Genomic DNA, 17,027 nt, shown 5'->3' on the forward strand with positions numbered 1-17,027 from the left:
CTCGAACGCCGCGACCGGCGCGCCGGCGGTGTCGAGCCCCGGCTCGCGCGGGCGTGGCAGCAGCTGACCTCCCCTGGAAGCGCCGGGGTGCGGGCGGTCGCCGACGACATCGGCTGGAGCCGCCGCCACCTGACCGGCCGATTCACCGCCGAATACGGGGTCGGGCCCAAGGACGCGGCGCGGCTGGCGCGGTTCGACCGCTCCCGCAGGCTGCTGCGCACCCCCGGCCGGCACCGTCTCGCGGACGTCGCGGTGCGCGCGGGCTTCTACGACCAGGCGCACCTGGCCCGCGACTGGCGCGACCTCGCCGGGGTACCCCCGTCGCAGTGGATGGACGACGAGGTGTTCCCAATCGTCCAAGACGGGGAACCGTCGACGGACGGAGGATCTGTGACATGACTACCGACGACATGACTACCGACGACATGGCCACGACAACCACCACGACAGCAGTGTTTCCCTGCTTCACCTACGACGACGCACGCGGCGCCATCCGCTTCCTCGTCGACGCGTTCGGGTTCGTCGAGACGGCCGTGTACGGCGAGGGCGACCGCGTCGACCACGCGGAACTGACCTGGCCGTACGGCGGCGGCATCATGCTCGGCTCGGCCGGCCGAGACGACAGTGCGATCGACCTGCCCGCCGGCGTCGGCGCGGCTTATCTCGTCGTGCCCGACGACGCGAAGGTCGACGCTCTGTACGACCGGGCCCTCGCGCACGGCGCGACCGTCACGCGCGGCATCCGCGACGAGGACTTCGGATCGCACGGATTCACGTGCCGCGACCCGCAGGGCGTCCACTGGAGTTTCGGCACCTACAGGGGTGAGGCCGCCAGCGGCGAGTGACCGCTCGGGACCTGTTCGGCCGGCTGGGGAGGGAGCGGCGGTGTGCCGTCCCCGAACGGCCGGCCACCGAGCGCTTCGCGCCCGTGCGGGGTGAGCCAGCCGGACAGGTCCGGCCCCTTCGGCACGATCCCGGTGGGGTTGATATCGGTGTGCACGAGGTAGTAGTGCTGCTTGATCTGCACGAAGTCGATCGTGTCGCCGAACCCGGGTGTGGTGAACAGGTCCCGCGCATACGCCCACAGCGCGGGGAACGCGGGGAGCGGGTTGCGGTTGCACTTGAAGTGCCCGTGATAGACCGCGTCGAACCGGGCGAGGGTGGTGAACAGCCGCACGTCCGCCTCGGTGATGGTGTCGCCCACCAGGTACCGGCGCGTGGTGAGCCGGTCCTCGAGCCAGTCGAGCCGCGCGAACAGGGCGTCGAACGCCTCCTCGTAGGCGTGCTGTGATCCGGCGAAACCGCACCGGTAGACCCCGTTGTTCACGTCCCGGTACACCAGTTCGGCGACCTCGTCGATCTCGGCGCGAAGTGCCTCCGGATACAGGTCGGGGGCGCCCGGCCGGTGGAACCGGGTCCACTCGGTGGACAGGTCGAGGGTGATCTGCGCGTAGTCGTTGGTGACGACCTGCCCGGTGCTCACCTCCACGATCGCCGGGACGGTGATGCCGCGCGAATATTCGGGGTCCCGCGCGAAGTACGCCTCCTGGAGTCGCTCGATGCCGAGCACCGGGTCGACCCCTCCGGGATCGAGATCGAACGTCCAGCTGCGCCGGTCGTGCGTCGGACCGCACAGTCCCAGCGACAACGCATCCTCGAGTCCCAGCAGCCGTCGCACGATCAGCGCGCGGTTCGCCCACGGGCAGGCCCGCGCCGCGATCAGCCGATAGCGACCGGCCTCGACCGGATATCCGTCCCGGCCGTCCGCGGTGATCCGCGTCGTCACGTAGCGGGTGTCGCGGTTGAACTCACCGGCTTCGACGTAGCTGCTGCTGCGGGAATCGGAGTGTTCGGTCACGGGATTTCCTTCCCTGCGGAGTTGACTACACGCTAGCGCCGCAGCTGCACCGTCAGGTGGCTTCCGCACTCCTCGTATCCCAGTACCGCCGCCAGACCGCGCCCGGCGAGATTGTCGCGGCGGACCCGGCACTGCGGAATCAGTCCCGCGTCCAGGGCCTCGTGTGTCGCCAGGGTCGCGACGGTCGAGGCCAGACCCAGCCGCCGATGTTCGGGGACGGTCAGCGCCACCACGTCGGCGAGGATCGAGTGGACTTCGCCGTATCCGGCCGCGGACAGCGGCCGGTGGTCGTCGTCGAGAAGGACGAACACGCGGTCGCCGTCGGCGGGGGTGGCATCGATCGTGTCGTCCGGCGGGCAGCGCCGCCGCAGTTCGGCGAGGTCGCGGGCGTCGTGCGAGATCAGCGGATCCCGCACCCGGCTCGCATCGATCCAGTCCGCGCAGTAGTGCAGCACGTGGCTCCGGGCGCCGTGCCCGCCCGTCGCCTCCCGGACCGTCGCCGCGTCGAGCGCTTCGGCGGGAATGCGGTCGACGGCCGCGACCGCGTCACCGGGACCGACGACGGCCGTCGTCTCACCCAGACGCAGAACCTGCAGCCGGTCGGCGGTATCGTCCACGCGCACCACACGCCCACCCGCGGTGAGCGCGTGGTCGTCGAGAGCGAGTTCACGGCACCACGCCAGCTGCACGATGTCCAGGAGATGTCGTTCCACGCGGCTACCGTAGACCCGCGTAGTGGAAGGAGCGTTCGTGAACACCAGATCCGGAGAATGGCCCGCGCTGTGGGCGCTGTGCCTCGGGTTCTTCATGATCATGGTCGACGGCACCATCGTGGCCGTCGCCAACCCCGTGATCATGCGAGAGCTCGACGCGGACATCAACTCCGTGGTGTGGGTGACGAGCGCGTATCTGCTGGCGTACGCGGTGCCGCTGCTCGTCACCGGCCGCCTCGGCGATCGCTTCGGTCCCAAACGCATCTACCTGGCGGGTCTGGTGCTGTTCACCGCCGCGTCGTTGTGGTGCGGTCTGTCCGGCACCATCGCGGTCCTGATCCTGGCGCGGGTCTTCCAGGGACTCGGTGCGGCACTGATGTCGCCGCAGACGATGGCGATCATCACCCGCATCTTCCCGCCGGACCGGCGCGGCGCCGCGATGGGCATGTGGGGTGCCGTGGCCGGTGTCGCGAGCCTCGTCGGGCCGCTCGCCGGCGGTGGTCTGGTCGACGGTCTGGGCTGGGAGTGGATCTTCTTCGTCAACGTCCCCGTCGGCGTCCTCGCGTTCGTGATGGCGGTGCGGCTGGTGCCGAACCTGGAGACGCACTCGCACACCTTCGATCTGCCCGGTGTCGCGCTCAGCGGCGCGGGCATGTTCCTGCTGGTGTTCGGCATCCAGGAGGGCAATTCCTACGACTGGTCCGCGAAGGTGTGGGGCTGCATCGCGGCCGGTGTGGTCCTGCTCGTGGTGTTCGTTCTGTACCAGGGGCGGATGCGCGGTGAGCCGCTCGTGCCCCTCGAGCTGTTCCGCGACCGCAACTTCTCGCTCGCGAACATCGGGATCGTGGCGATCGGTTTCACCGTCACCGCGATGACGCTGCCGCTGATGTTCTACGCACAGGCGGTGCGCGGCCTCAGCCCGACCGGTTCGGCGCTGCTGATGGTGCCGATGGCGGTGTTCACCGGCATCCTCGCACCGTTCGTCGGCCGCCTCGTCGACCGGGTGCATCCGCGCTACATCGCGGGAACCGGGTTCGCGTTGCTGGCGATCTCGCTGGTCTGGCTGTCGGCGGTGATGACACCGGATTCGCCGACGTGGTCGCTGCTGCTGCCGTCGGCGCTGATGGGTGTCGCCATGACCGGGATCTGGTCGCCGCTGTCGGCGACCGCGACGAACCACCTGGCGCCGCAGCAGGCCGGTGCCGGTTCCGGTGTGTACAACACCGACCGGCAGATCGGTGCGGTGCTCGGCAGCGCCGCGATGGGTGCGCTCATGACCTCCCGGCTCGCCGCGGAGGGACTCGGGGGAGGCGGCAGCTCCGAGATGAACACGGGCGTGATGCCCGAGCAGTTGCACGAGCCGTTCTCGACGGCCATGGCCCAGTCGATGTGGCTGCCGGCAGCGGTGCTCCTCGTCGGACTCGTCGCGTCGCTGTTCTTCGCGCGGCCGCACACTCAGGTGAAGCAGCCGGTGGTCCCCGAATCGGACACTGTGGACGCCACACACAGTTGAGGCGACCGAACCCACCCCGAAATGTGATGCACGCCATATAGTGCGAGGCACGCAGACGATCGGAGGTGGCGATGTCGCCGGCGTTGGTCAGATTTTCCGGTGGTGCCGCATGGCTGCGCGACGAACGCGTCACCCGGCACGCGGGGGTCTTCCGATACGAGGGGCTCGAGCCGTGCCTGGCCGAACTCCTCGACCGCAGCGCCTTGCGGTTCGCGCAGCGCACCGCCGCCGTCGACCGGGCCGGTCGCGGCATCACCTACCGCGAACTGTGGGCTGCCGCCGCCCGCGTCGCCGGCGGCCTGCTGGACCAGGGTGTCGGCCCGGCGGACCGCGTCGTCGTGCACTACCGGAACGGATTCGACTGGCTCCACGCGTTTCTCGGCGTCGTCCTGGCCGGTGGTGTCCCGGTCCTGCCGGATCCGACGTGCAGCGACGCCGAACTCGAGTGGATCGTCGCCGACAGCGGCGCGATCGTCATGCTCGACGGGAAGGTGCCCGACGGGGTCGCCTTCCTCGACGGCGGTGCCTCGCCCGAGGAGCTGGCCCTGCTCTACTACGTGCGCAAGTGCGGCGGGGGGCTGCACGGTGTCGAATTGACCAACGAGAACATCCTGTCCACCATCGAAGCGGTCGTCCACGCGATGGATCTCGGCGTCGGTGGCGTGCGGACCGTGATCACCGCGCCGCTGTCCACCGCCGTCGGATGCGGTGTGCAACTGCTGCCCACCCTGTCGGTCGGTGGCACCGTCGTCGCGGCCGGGGCGCGCGGCATCCGGGTGCCGTGGCGCCACCTGCGCGCCTCGTTCCCGACGGCCCGCTGCGTGCGCGGCTGGGGGGTCGCGGAGACCGGCGGGATCGGACTGGTGCTGCCGATCGAGGCTCGGCAGCGGCATCCCCGCAGCATCGGGATTCCGTTCGGCGGAATGGAGGTCGCGTTGCTCGGCCCCGATGCCGAACGCGGCGTGGGTGAACTGCTGTGCCGCGGCCCGAGTGTGGCCCGCCGGTACTGGAACGATCCGCAGGGCACCGCCGAGACGTTCGGCGACGGCTGGTTCCGCACCGGCGACCAGGTCGAGATCGACGAAGACGGGTTCGTCACCCAGCTAGCGGTACGGGTCTCGTGATGTGACGCGGACTCGGGTATACACCTGATGTGCCGCGACCCACACCCGGGTCGGCGCATCCGATCCGCTCAGTGGAGGTATACGCACATGTCCGATGTGGTCTTGTCCGAGCGTCGTGGTCGAGTACTGGTCATCACCATCAACCGGCCCGACGCCCGCAACGCCGTCAACGCCGCCGTGAGCCACGGACTGGCCGAAGCGATCGACGAACTCGACGGCGACGACGACCTCTCGGTCGGTGTCCTCACCGGTGCCGGCGGAAACTTCTGCGCCGGCATGGATCTCAAGGCGTTCGTGGCCGGCGAGAACGTCGTGGTCCCGGGCCGGGGAATGGGTTTCACCGAGCAGCCGCCGCGCAAGCCGCTGATCTCCGCGGTCGAGGGCTACGCGCTCGCGGGCGGCACCGAACTGGTGCTGGCGACCGACCTGGTCGTCGCGGCCCGGGACGCCAAGTTCGGCATCCCCGAGGTCAAGCGCGGACTCGTCGCCGCCGGTGGCGGTCTGCTGCGCCTGCCGAAGCGCATCCCGTACCAGAAGGCACTCGAACTCGCCCTGACCGGCGACAGCTTCACCGCCGAGGAAGCGTACGGTTTCGGGTTCGTCAACACGCTCACCGAGCCGGGTGGCGCGCTCGACGGTGCGCTCGCACTCGCCGGGCGCATCACCGCCAACGGCCCGCTCGCGGTCGCGGTGACCAAGCAGATCGTCGCGGCCGCCGCGGACTGGTCGTCCGACGAGGCGTTCGCGAAGCAGATGGAGATCGCCGGTCCGGTGTTCGTGTCGGAGGACGCCCGCGAGGGTGCGACGGCGTTCGCCGAGAAGCGCGCCCCCGTCTGGAAGGGGCGCTGACCTCACCGCGGTGCCCGTCCGGTGACGGGCGGGCACCGCGGTACCGGGAGTCCGGGAGGAGCCGAACGCATGAGCGCCGAACTGCACGTGCACATCGAGGGCACGCTCGAACCCGAGCTGATCTTCGCGCTGGCCGAGCGCAACGAGGTGTCCCTGCCGTATCGCGATATCGCCGATCTACGTTCGCGGTACGAGTTCACCGATCTCGGTTCGTTCCTGGAGTTGTACTACGCCAACATGCAGGTGCTGCGCACGGCGCAGGACTTCGCCGATCTCACCCGCGCGTACCTGGCGCGCGCGGCGGACGCGGGCGTGACCCGCGCCGAGTTCTTCTTCGACCCGCAGGCCCACACCAGCCGCGGCGTGCCGCTGCGTGAGGTCGTCGACGGGCTCGCCGACGCCGTCGCCGGCAGCGGCCGCGAGTTCGGGGTCGATGCCGCGATGATCGCGTCGATCGTGCGGGACCGTCCCGTGCAGGAGGCCGGTGAGGTGTTCGGTGAGCTGCTGCGGCTGCACGCCCCGATCATCGGTCTCGGTCTCGACTCCGCCGAGGTCGGCCATCCACCCTCGTTGTTCGAGGACGTGTTCGCCCGTGCCCGCGCCGAAGGTCTGCACGTCGTCGCGCACGCCGGTGAGGAGGGACCGCCGGACTATGTCCGTCAGGCGCTGGATCTGCTCGGCGCCGAACGCATCGACCACGGCATCCGGTCACTCGAAGATCCCGAACTGGTGGCGCGGCTCGTCGACGAGCAGGTGCCGCTCACCGTCTGCCCGCTGTCGAATGTGCGCCTGGGCGTGGTGGATTCGATCGAGGAGCACCCGTTGCGCCGCATGCTCGACGCGGGCCTGCTGGTCACCGTCAACTCCGACGACCCCGCCTATTTCGGCGGCTACGTCGACGACAACTTCGCGGCACTGCACACCGGGCTGGGCCTGACCTACGCCGAACACGACACGCTGGTGCGCAATTCGCTCGAGGCCGCCTTCACCTGAGGGCGTTCGCCTCGATGCCGAACACCCGCTCGAGGTACGGGTTGGCGAACCTGCCGTCCGGGTCGACGCGTTGCCGCACGGCGAGGAAGTCGTCGAACTTCGGGTACGCGGGCCGCAGATCGTCGGCGGTCCGCTCGTGGAGCTTGCCCCAGTGCGGCCGGCCGTCGACGTCGCGCACGATCTTCTCGACGGTCGCGAAGTAGTCGCGGTGGTCGCGCCGGTGGAACTCGTGCACCGCGACATAGGCGGTGTCGCGACCGTACGCGGTGGACAGCCACACATCGTCGGCGGCGGCGAAGCGCACCTCGATCGGAAATGCGACCTGCCGGCCGGTGCGTTCGAGGCCGCGGGCGATGTCGGCGAGCACGCCGGGGAGTGCGTCCACCGGGATCGCGTACTCCATCTCCCGGAACCGCACGCGCCGCGGGGAGGCGAACACCGCGTAGCTGCGGTCGGTGAACTCGCGGGGTGACAGGGCCCGGCCGGCCAGGTTGTTGATGCGGGGAATCAGTCCCGGCGCCTGCGCCCCGACGTACTGCAGCGCGCCGAACAGGCCGTTGGAGAGCAGTTCGTCGTCCACGAGACCGCGGATCCGGCCGATCGGCGCGGTCGGTTCGGTTCCCTCGAGCCGGATGTTGCGCTTGGTCAGGACACGGTCGGTGTGCGGGAACCAGTAGAACTCGAAATGGTCCACGCCGAGCCGGTCCTCGTCGAGGGTCGCGAGCGTTTCGGTGAGGGTCGCGGGCCCCTCCGCCGCGTGCAACCGGTACGCGGGCACGCAGTCGAGCGTCAGGGAGGTGAGGATGCCGATGGAACCGACACCGAGGCGCGCCGCCTCGAACAGTTCCGGCTCGGTGGTGGGGGAGCAGTGCACGACGCGTCCGTCCGCGAGCACGATGGTCGCCGCGCGCACCTGGGTGGCCAGGCCGCCGAATCCCGCTCCGGTGCCGTGGGTTCCGGTGGAGACGGCACCGGCGATCGACTGCACGTCGATGTCGCCGAGGTTCGCCAGCGCCAGGCCGTGCGACCACAGCAGGAGGTTGAGATCGTGCAGGCGGGTGCCGGCGCCGACGGTGACGAGCGCACCGGTCGCGGTCGGTTCGACCCGCTCGATCCCGGCGATCCGGTCGAGCGAGACGAGGACGCCGTCGGTGACCGCCGCGCCGGTGAACGAATGCCCGGCGCCGACCGCCTTGACCCGCTCGCCGCGTTCGGTGGCGCGGGTGACGAGGGCCGCGACCTCCTCGGCGCCGGCAGGAGTCTCGAATGCGCGAGGTGTCGCGCGCTCGGTGCGCGCCCAGTTGCGCCAGGTAGCCATGACCCACATCGTCCTCTTGGACGACCGTCCAGGTCAAGGGTTGTGGGCTGGTCGCGTTCGCCCCGGAGCCGGCCCCGAGCCTCTACGATCGGGGAATGCTGAACCGGATGCCCGCAGACGAGCGTCGCGCCCAGCTGATCGAATCCGCACTCGATCTCGCGGAGCGCGGGGGAGTCGGCGCGGTCACGGTGCGGGCGGTCGCGGAGAACGCCGGTGTGTCCCTCGGCGTGGTGCACTACTGCTTCGAGAGCAAGGAAGCGCTCGTCGTCGCGATGGGAGAAACCCTCATCCGCCAGCTCAGCGAGACTCTGCACGTCGCGTTCGATCTGCCGCACGACGGCCCGGATCCGCAGGGGATACGCGGGCTCCGGCAACTCCTGTACGCGGGGCTCAACGCGATGTGGCCGATGATCGAGGCGACCGCGAACCGCCAGATCCTCACCTACGAGATCACCACCTATTCGCTGCGGCAGCGGGCCTCGGACTCCGAGCCCGGCGGCCGGATCGCCGCCGAGCAGTACCGGATCATGGACGTCGAGGCGTGCCGGTTCCTCTCCGACTGCGCCGAACGCACCGGGACGACGTGGACCGAACCGATCGAGGACATCGCCCGGATGGCGCTGGCGATGATCGACGGCCTGGTGCTGCGCTGGCTCGTCGATCGCAACGGCGAGTTCATCGTCGCCGAACTCGACGACATGGCCGGGATCATCGCCTCCCGTGCGACCGAGAAGTCCTGAACGAACACCGCTCGGGATGAACGCCCCGTCCGGCGAGCAAGGAACTGGACAAGCGTCCATTCCGGTGTTCGACTTGTTCCCCGACGCTTGCCCGTCCCTGCCTCGACGATTGGACCCGCCGTGACTTCGCCCCTCGACCGGCTCGACACCGCGACCGCCGACCTCGATCCGCCCTTCGCCGCCGCCGACCTGGGCACCGTGCGCCGCAACGCAGCCGACCTGATCCGGCGCGCAGGCGGTACGCCTGTGCGGGTTGCGAGCAAATCGGTCCGCTGCCGCGCGATTCTCGAGGAGGTCCTGGGTGCCGACCTGACCGGCTCGAACGGCGCCTTCCGGGGCATCATGGCGTATTCGCTGCGCGAAGCGCTGTGGCTGGTCGAGCGCGGTGCACGCGACGTACTGCTCGGCTATCCGACGGTCGATCGCGGTGCGCTCGCCGAACTGGCCTCGCGACCCGAGGCGCTCGACGCGATCACCCTGATGATCGACTCCACCGCCCAGCTCGGGCTCGCGCGCGACGCGTTCGGCAGCGGCCGGGTGCGCCCGCGGGTGTGCCTCGACATCGACGCGTCGCTGCGCATCGGCCCCGTGCACCTGGGGGTGCGCCGCTCCCCGCTGCGCGGTCCGGACGACGCCGCGCAACTCGCCCGGTGCGCGACCACCGCCGGATTCTCCGTCGTCGGGGTCATGTTCTACGAGGCCCAGATCGCCGGCCTGCCCGATTCGTCGCTGCCCGTGCGGCTGGTCAAGCGGGCGTCGGCGCAGGAACTCGCGACCCGCCGTCGCATCGTCGTCGACGCCCTCCGGGCCACGGTCGGCGACCTCGAGATCGTCAACAGCGGCGGCACCGGCTCGCTCGAAGTGAGTTCCGCGGATCCGGTTGTCACCGAGGTGACCGCCGGATCCGGGTTGTACGTGCCGACCCTGTTCGACCGCTACCGTGCCTTCACGCCGCATCCCGCGCTGTTCTTCGCGCTCCCCGCGGTGCGCAAGCCGGCCCCGGCGGGCCTGCGGCTGCTGCGCAACGAGGGGGCGGGGGAGGTGCAGACGCCGGTCACCGGGCGCGCCGCGTCGGACATCCCGATCGGCGGTCGCGTCTGGCTCCGGCACGCCAAGGCGGGCGAGCTGTGCGAACGGTTCACACACCTGCACCTCGTCGACGAGGACGGCTCACGCCACACCGTCCCGACCTACCGCGGTGAGGGCCACTGCTGGTGACCTCTCGTGCCCGTGCGCGTTTCCGGTAGCGGGGGCTACCGAAAACACGCACGAGGGGCAGGACCGAGAATGAGGCAATGCCGTTCATCGCCGGGGCCACGGGCCGACTCCACTACCGATCCTGGAACACCGACGCGGCCGACGCCGCCGTCGTCTTCGCGCACGGGATGGGTCAGCACAGCGGTCACTACCACCGGTTCGCCGCCGGTCTGGCCGCCGACCGCATCGGGCTGTGGGGCCTCGACCTGGCCGGCCACGGACTGTCGGAGGGACAGCCGGGGGAGCCGGGGGACGTCGCCGCGCACGCGGCCGATCTCGCCGAGATCACCGGTCTCGCCGAGCAGGACGAACTGCCGCTGGTGGTGATGGGACATTCGCTGGGTGCCGCGACGGTCCTGGCGCTGTTGCGCACCGAGGCGCCCCGGTTCCGCGGTGTGGTGCTGTGCGGGACGCCGCGCACCGCGACCGTTCCCGCGACCGCGGAGGTCCTGAGGTCCGCGGGCCTGCCGACGCTGGCGGTGCACGGCGTCGACGATCGGCTCGCTCCGATCGACCCGGTCCGCGACTGGGCCGCCACCGTGCCGGGGCTCGAGCTGCGCGAGTACCCGGACGCCGGGCACGACCTGCTGCACGAGCCGGTGCACCGCACGGTGACACGCGACGTCGCGGAGTTCGTGCTCGCGGTGACGGGCCCGGAACGCCGATGAGCGGATGTGCCTCCCGTGGAGGGGAAGCACATCCGCTCAGGACCGGACGAGGGCGATCAGCCGTAGATCGCGGCGATCTCGGCGCCGTGCACCTCGTGGATGATGTTGCGCTTGAGCTTGAGCGTCGGGGTCAGCTCACCGGATTCGACGCTGAAGTCCACGTCGAGGATGCGGTACTTCTTGATCGCCTCGGCCTTGGAGACCTTCTTGTTGGTCTCGGCGACCGCGGCGTCGATCTCGGCGATCAGATCCGGGTTCTTGATCAGGTCGGCCACGGTGGCGTCGGCCGGAACGTTGTTGCGTTCCTTCCAGCCGGGGAGCGCCTCGGGGTCGAGGGTGATGAGCGCGCCGATGAACGGCTTGCCGTCGCCGACGACGATGACCTGGCTGATCAGCGGGTGTGCCCGCAGCGAGTCCTCGAGGACGGCCGGGGCGACGTTCTTGCCGCCCGCGGTGACGATGAGTTCCTTCTTGCGGCCGGTGATCGAGATGAAGCCGTCGGCGTCGAGGGTGCCGATGTCGCCGGTGTGGAACCAGCCGTCGCGGATGGCTTCCTCGGTGGCCTTGTCGTTCTGCCAGTAGCCCTCGAACACGACGGGGCCCTTGAGCAGCAGCTCGCCGTCCTCGGCGATCTTCGCGGCGTGGCCGTTGAACGGGCGGCCGACCGTGCCCACCTTCTGGTTGCCCGGCGTGTTCATGATGATGCCGCCGGTGGTCTCGGTCAGGCCGTAGCCTTCGAGGACGTTGATGCCGACGCCGCGGAAGAAGTGGCCGAGGCGGGCACCGAGCGCGGCACCACCGGACACCGCGGACGTGGCCTGGCCGCCGAGCGCGGCGCGCAGCTTGCCGTAGACGAGCTTGTCGAACAGGGCGTGCTTGAGCTTGAGTCCGAGACCCGGACCGCCGGTCTCGAGCGCCTGGCTGTATTCGATGGCGGTGTCGGAGGCCTTCTCGAAGATCTTGCCCTTGCCGCCGTCGTAGGCCTTCTGCTTCGCGGAGTTGTACACCTTCTCGAACACGCGGGGCACGGAGAGGATGAAGTTCGGCTTGAACACGGCGAACTGGTCGAGCAGCGTGGTCAGGTCCGAGGTGTGCGCGACGGTGACCTTGCTGTCGAACGCCGCGAACGAGATGAGCCGGGCGAACACGTGCGCGAGCGGCAGGAACAGCAGGGTGCGGTTGCCCGGCACCATCGCATCCGGCAGCTGGATCGCCGCGGCGGCCGACTCGGCGTACAGGTTGCGGTGCTTGAGCTGCACGCCCTTCGGGCGGCCCGTGGTGCCGGAGGTGTAGATGAGCGTGGCCGCGGACTCGGCGGTGACCGACTTGCGGCGCTCCTCGACCTGTTCGTCGGTGATCGCGGTGCCGCGGGCGATCAGTTCCTCGACCGCACCCTTGGCGCCGTCGCCGGGGGCGATGCGCAGGACCTCGCGGACGGTCGGCGCCCCCTCGGCGACCTCCTTGACGACCGCGGCGAGCTCGTCGTTCTCGACGATGAGCAGCGACGTCCCGGAGTCCTCGAGGATCCACTGGGACTGGTCGGCGGACGAGGTCTCGTAGATCGCGACGGTGGCCCCCCCGGCCGTCCAGATCGCGTAGTCGAGGAGAACCCACTCGTAGCGGGTCGACGACAGGATTGCGACGCGGTCGCCGAGCTCGATACCGGAGGCGATCAGGCCCTTGGCGACGGCGCGGACCTGCGCGGCGAACTCCTTCGCGGTGACCTTGGTCCACGTGCCGTCGACCAGGCGCTCGAACGGCACGAAGTCGGGCGACTCCTTTTCGTGCCGGAAGACGGAATCCGCCATCGATGCGTCCTCGGGAATCGAGAACGACTGCGGCACGGAAATCTCACTCACTGCTGACCCCTCCATCGTTTTACCTTGGGATGTGCATTGCATCACAGGTTAGGGCGTTTTGCACCTGTCGAGCTGCCCGTTATGCACTGTTTTCGCGGGTCGTGGAGGAGTGATTTGTGTTACTTCGGGTACCGGGGGTTACTCGCCGGTAGTCAATGACGCAGGTCACTGGGGTTTCAGCAGCTCGGTCGCTTCCGAATCGGTCAATTGGTGAAAATCTTCGTAGGCCGCACCGACACTGTCCTGATCGGTCGGCTGCTCCGGGCAGACCACCTCGTCCGCGACCGTCCGTATCCGTCGAACCGCCTCCGGAGAGGCGACGGGAATCGCCACGACGACCCGCTCGGCACCTTCGGCGCGGGCGGCCAGGCATGCCGCTGCAGCCGTTGCTCCGGTGGCCAGGCCGTCGTCGACGAGCACGACCGTGCGGCCCGCGATCGGGATGCGGGCGCGGTCGCCGCGCAACAGGCGGGCCCGCCGCTCCAGTTCGGCGCGTTCGCGGTATTCCACCCGGGCCAGGGAGTCCTCGCCGATCCGGCCGCGCCGCAGGACTTCCTCGTTGAGGATGCGGGCGCCGCCCTCGGCGATCGCGCCCATCGCGAGTTCGGGTTGCCAGGGCACGCCGAGTTTCCGGACGACGAGCACGTCGAGCGGGGCGTCGAGTTCCCGGGCCACCTCCCGCGCGACGGGGATCCCGCCGCGCGGCAGGGCCAGGATCACCGGTTTCGCGTCGCGCAGGTGCCCGACCGAGCGGGCGAGTCGCCGCCCGGCTTCCTCGCGGCTGGCATAGCGCACGACTCCAGTATGACCCGGTCGACGGCCCTGTCGTCCCCATCCACGGACCCGAAAGACAGCCGCGCGCAACCGGCATCGCGCGGCCGTCTTCCTCGTCTGCGGCAGTAGCGGACCCGCCTTCTAGACCAGTTCGCCCGACAGGTACGAGTGGTAAGCGGGCAGGTCGAGCTGTCCGTGCCCGGACAGTCCGATCACGATGACCTCGGGTTCGGTCAGGCCCTTCGCGTACTCGGCGGCCGCGGCGATCGCGTGCGCCGACTCGGGTGCCGGCACGATGCCCTCGGTGCGCGCGAACTGCACCGCCGCGGCGAACGCCTCGGTCTGGGGGACGGCCTTGCCCTCGACGTACCCGAGCTCGACGGTGTGGCTGAGCAGCGGCGCCATGCCGTGGTAGCGCAGGCCGCCGGCGTGGATCGGATCGGGGATGAAGTCCTGACCGAGGGTGTGCATCTTCAGTAGCGGCGTCAGGCCCGCGATGTCGCCGTGGTCGTAGCGGTACTCGCCCTGCGTGATGGACGGGCACGCGGCCGGTTCGACGGCCACGATCCGCGTCGAGGCGCGCTCGTGCAGCACCTCGCGGATGAACGGGAACGCCAGACCGGCGAGGTTCGAGCCACCGCCCGCGCAACCGAACACGACGTCGGCGTTCTCCTCACCGGCCGCGCGGAGCTGCGCGACGGCCTCGAGGCCGATCACCGTCTGGTGCAGCACGACGTGGTTGAGCACGCTGCCGAGGGTGTAGCGGGCAGCCGGGTCCTTCACCGCGACCTCGACGGCCTCCGACACGGCGATGCCGAGGGATCCCGGGGTGTCCGGGTGGTCGGCCAGGACCTGACGCCCGGCGTCGGTGAGCTCGGACGGGCTCGCGTGCACGGTGCCGCCGTAGGTCTCGATGAGGAACCGGCGGTACGGCTTGGAGTCGTACGACGCGCGCACCTGCCAGACCTCGAGGCCGATGCCGAACTTCGCGCACGCGAAGGACAGGGCCGAACCCCACTGGCCGGCGCCGGTCTCGGTGGTGAGCCGGGTGACGCCGTCGATCGAGTTGTAGTACGCCTGCGCGACCGCGGAGTTGACCTTGTGGCTGCCGACCGGGCTCACGCCCTCGTACTTGACGTAGATGTGGGCCGGGGTGCCGAGAGCCTTCTCGAACGCGTGCGCCCTGATCAGCGGGGTGGTGCGGTAGTTGCGGTACACCTCGCGGACCGGTTCGGGGATCTCGATGTCCGTCTCGGTGGACAGTTCCTGCTCGATCAGGCCCTTCGCGAACAGCGGGGCGAGGTCGTCCGCGGTGATCGGTTCCTTGGTGCCGGGGTGCAGGTGCGGCGGCGGAGCGACGGGCAGGTCACCGACGATGTTGTACCAATGGGTGGGGATGTTGACGGGCTCCGACACCGGGGTCGTCCTTTCGGTTACGCAACGAGAACCCGTCCAGTGTGCCAACGCACATACCGGGAGTACGCAGGCGGTGGGACCCAGGTCACCGGGGCATCTGTGGCACCGACGATGCGGGCTCATCCACGCTCATCCGATAAACTGCAGGTCAAATGAGTGATATTGTGCAAGACCCCGACGCCGAAAACGCCACCCCCACGTTCGCCGATCTCGACATCGATGCCCGTGTGCTGCAAGCGCTTTCGGACGTGGGCTACGAGTCCCCGTCGCCGATCCAGGCGGCGACCATCCCACCACTGCTGGAGGGACGGGACGTCGTCGGTCTCGCTCAGACCGGCACCGGCAAGACCGCCGCGTTCGCGGTGCCGATCCTCTCCCGCATCGACACCGCGAAGAAGCGGCCCCAGGCGCTGATCCTGGCGCCCACCCGTGAGCTTGCGCTGCAGGTCGCAGAGGCTTTCGGCAAGTATTCGGCGCACATCCCCGGGCTGCACGTGCTGCCCATCTACGGTGGCCAGGCGTACGGCGTGCAGCTGTCCGGACTGCGTCGCGGCGCCCAGGTCATCGTCGGCACCCCCGGACGTGTGATCGATCACCTTTCCAAGGGCACCCTCGACATCTCGGAGCTGGAATTCCTCGTCCTCGACGAGGCCGACGAGATGCTCACGATGGGCTTCCAGGAGGACGTCGAGCGCATCCTCGCCGACACCCCCGACACCAAGCAGGTCGCCCTGTTCTCGGCGACCATGCCCGGCGCGATCCGCCGGCTGTCGAAGCAGTACCTCAACGACCCCGAAGAGATCACGGTCAAGTCGAAGACCACGACCTCCTCCAACATCTCCCAGCGCTGGGTGCTGGTGTCGCACCAGCGCAAGCTCGACGCACTGACCCGCATCCTCGAGGTCGAGTCGTTCGAGGCGATGATCATCTTCGTCCGGACCAAGCAGGCCACCGAGGACCTCGCCGAGCGGCTGCGTGCCCGCGGCTTCTCCGCCGCCGCGATCAACGGCGACATCGTGCAGGCCCAGCGTGAGCGCACGATCGGCCAGCTCAAGAGCGGTGCCCTCGACATCCTCGTCGCGACCGACGTCGCCGCGCGCGGCCTCGACGTCGACCGCATCAGCCACGTCGTGAACTACGACATCCCGCACGACACCGAGTCGTACGTGCACCGGATCGGCCGCACCGGCCGCGCCGGCCGCAGCGGCGACGCGCTGCTGTTCGTCGCTCCCCGCGAGCGGCACCTGCTCAAGGCCATCGAGCGGGCCACGCGTCAGCCGCTCGCCGAGATCCAGCTGCCCACCGTCGAGGACGTGAACGCGCAGCGGGTCGCCAAGTTCAACGACGGCATCACCGAGGCGCTCGCGTCGGACCACCTGCAGTTGTTCCGCACGTTCATCGAGGACTACGAGCGGGAGCACGACGTTCCGCTCGCCGACATCGCGGCCGCTCTCGCCGTGCTCTCGCGCGACGGCGAGTCCTTCCTCATGGAGTCCGAGCCCGAGCCGATCGCCCCGCAGCGCCGCGAGCGCGAACCGCGTCCGCCGCGCCGGTTCGACGACGACGGAGCCTCCCGCGTCGGCCGTGACGGCCAGGAACTGATCACCTACCGGATCGCCGTCGGCAAGCGGCACCGGGTGCAGCCCGGCGCGATCGTCGGTGCCATCGCCAACGAGGGCGGCCTGCGTCGCAGCGACTTCGGGCACATCAGCATCCGGGCCGATCACAGCCTCGTCGAGCTGCCCAAGGACCTGTCGGCGCAGACCCTCGAGGCGCTGCGTGCGACCCGGATCTCCGGGGTGCTCATCCAGTTGCAGCCCGATACCGGCGCCCCGTCGGGACGGCCGGGCTCGTACCGGGCCCGTGACGACCGCGGTGACCGCCGCGGCGGTGAGCGCCGCGAGTACGGCGGTAAGAAGGACTGGGGCGAGCGCGGCGGCCGCAA

The 17,027-nt window shown here is 69.8% G+C and carries 15 protein-coding genes and 1 pseudogene; 10 read left to right on the plus strand and 6 right to left on the minus strand.

Translation table 11 applies throughout. The features are described 5' to 3' along the window. Both I0Q12_RS33955 and I0Q12_RS25810 read left to right on the plus strand, forming a co-directional pair. Positions 1-399 (plus strand): annotated as a pseudogene (locus I0Q12_RS33955) (helix-turn-helix domain-containing protein); the annotation flags it as partial. Between the two features lie 26 nt (positions 400-425). Beyond that, on the plus strand, positions 426-845 hold the full coding sequence (locus I0Q12_RS25810; protein WP_197256121.1) for a VOC family protein: 420 nt from the start codon (positions 426-428) through the stop codon (positions 843-845). Here I0Q12_RS25810 and I0Q12_RS25815 read toward each other — a convergent pair. Continuing rightward, a complete protein-coding gene (locus tag I0Q12_RS25815) occupies positions 815-1,858 on the minus strand; it encodes a glutathione S-transferase family protein (protein ID WP_197256039.1) in 1,044 nt (347 codons plus the stop codon). The two genes, I0Q12_RS25810 and I0Q12_RS25815, sit on opposite strands and share 31 nt — an antisense overlap. 32 nt (positions 1,859-1,890) lie before the next feature. Further along, positions 1,891-2,571 (minus strand): GNAT family N-acetyltransferase, encoded by a 681-nt coding sequence (locus I0Q12_RS25820; protein ID WP_197256041.1) that lies wholly within the window; start codon positions 2,569-2,571, stop codon positions 1,891-1,893. 37 nt (positions 2,572-2,608) lie between these two features. Between I0Q12_RS25820 and I0Q12_RS25825 the strand changes: the two genes are divergently transcribed. From I0Q12_RS25825 to I0Q12_RS25840, 4 genes are all read left to right on the plus strand, one after another. Beyond that, positions 2,609-4,084, plus strand: a complete 1,476-nt coding sequence (locus I0Q12_RS25825; RefSeq protein ID WP_307846527.1) for an MFS transporter — start codon at positions 2,609-2,611, stop codon at positions 4,082-4,084. 71 nt (positions 4,085-4,155) lie between these two features. Continuing rightward, positions 4,156-5,208: a class I adenylate-forming enzyme family protein gene (locus I0Q12_RS25830; RefSeq protein ID WP_197256045.1), complete on the plus strand. Its 1,053-nt coding sequence runs from the start codon at positions 4,156-4,158 to the stop codon at positions 5,206-5,208. 87 nt (positions 5,209-5,295) lie between these two features. Next, positions 5,296-6,057, plus strand: a complete 762-nt coding sequence (locus I0Q12_RS25835) for a crotonase/enoyl-CoA hydratase family protein (RefSeq protein WP_197256047.1) — start codon at positions 5,296-5,298, stop codon at positions 6,055-6,057. A gap of 69 nt (positions 6,058-6,126) precedes the next feature. After that, positions 6,127-7,050, plus strand: coding sequence for an adenosine deaminase (locus tag I0Q12_RS25840; RefSeq protein WP_197256048.1), 924 nt, complete (start codon positions 6,127-6,129; stop codon positions 7,048-7,050). Here the strand turns inward: I0Q12_RS25840 and I0Q12_RS25845 are convergent. Further along, positions 7,043-8,368 (minus strand): D-arabinono-1,4-lactone oxidase, encoded by a 1,326-nt coding sequence (locus I0Q12_RS25845; protein ID WP_197256050.1) that lies wholly within the window; start codon positions 8,366-8,368, stop codon positions 7,043-7,045. The two genes, I0Q12_RS25840 and I0Q12_RS25845, sit on opposite strands and share 8 nt — an antisense overlap. Before the next feature lie 95 nt (positions 8,369-8,463). On the opposite strand from I0Q12_RS25845, the gene I0Q12_RS25850 reads away from it, so the two are divergent. From I0Q12_RS25850 to I0Q12_RS25860, 3 genes are all read left to right on the plus strand, one after another. Then, the gene (locus I0Q12_RS25850; RefSeq protein ID WP_197256052.1) at positions 8,464-9,108 is read left to right on the plus strand and encodes a TetR/AcrR family transcriptional regulator; all 645 of its coding nucleotides are present in this window, start codon (positions 8,464-8,466) and stop codon (positions 9,106-9,108) included. A 120-nt stretch (positions 9,109-9,228) separates the two neighbouring features. Further along, positions 9,229-10,326, plus strand: coding sequence for an alanine racemase (locus I0Q12_RS25855; protein WP_197256054.1), 1,098 nt, complete (start codon positions 9,229-9,231; stop codon positions 10,324-10,326). Between the two features lie 77 nt (positions 10,327-10,403). Beyond that, positions 10,404-11,033: an alpha/beta hydrolase gene (locus I0Q12_RS25860; protein WP_197256056.1), complete on the plus strand. Its 630-nt coding sequence runs from the start codon at positions 10,404-10,406 to the stop codon at positions 11,031-11,033. Between the two features lie 56 nt (positions 11,034-11,089). Here I0Q12_RS25860 and I0Q12_RS25865 read toward each other — a convergent pair whose 3' ends face one another. From I0Q12_RS25865 to I0Q12_RS25875, 3 genes are all read right to left on the minus strand, one after another. Continuing rightward, positions 11,090-12,892: a long-chain fatty acid--CoA ligase gene (locus I0Q12_RS25865; RefSeq protein ID WP_197256058.1), complete on the minus strand. Its 1,803-nt coding sequence runs from the start codon at positions 12,890-12,892 to the stop codon at positions 11,090-11,092. Positions 12,893-13,057: 165 nt separating this feature from the next. Further along, positions 13,058-13,687, minus strand: coding sequence for a phosphoribosyltransferase family protein (locus I0Q12_RS25870; RefSeq protein ID WP_197256060.1), 630 nt, complete (start codon positions 13,685-13,687; stop codon positions 13,058-13,060). A gap of 120 nt (positions 13,688-13,807) precedes the next feature. After that, positions 13,808-15,082 (minus strand): TrpB-like pyridoxal phosphate-dependent enzyme, encoded by a 1,275-nt coding sequence (locus tag I0Q12_RS25875; RefSeq protein ID WP_197256062.1) that lies wholly within the window; start codon positions 15,080-15,082, stop codon positions 13,808-13,810. 152 nt (positions 15,083-15,234) lie between these two features. Between I0Q12_RS25875 and I0Q12_RS25880 the strand changes: the two genes are divergently transcribed. After that, on the plus strand, positions 15,235-17,027 hold a 1,793-nt coding region (locus tag I0Q12_RS25880), incomplete at its 3' end, for a DEAD/DEAH box helicase (RefSeq protein WP_197256064.1).

Origin of the sequence: Rhodococcus sp. CX, from assembly GCF_015865005.1 — a bacterium.
GTDB lineage: Bacteria > Actinomycetota > Actinomycetes > Mycobacteriales > Mycobacteriaceae > Rhodococcus.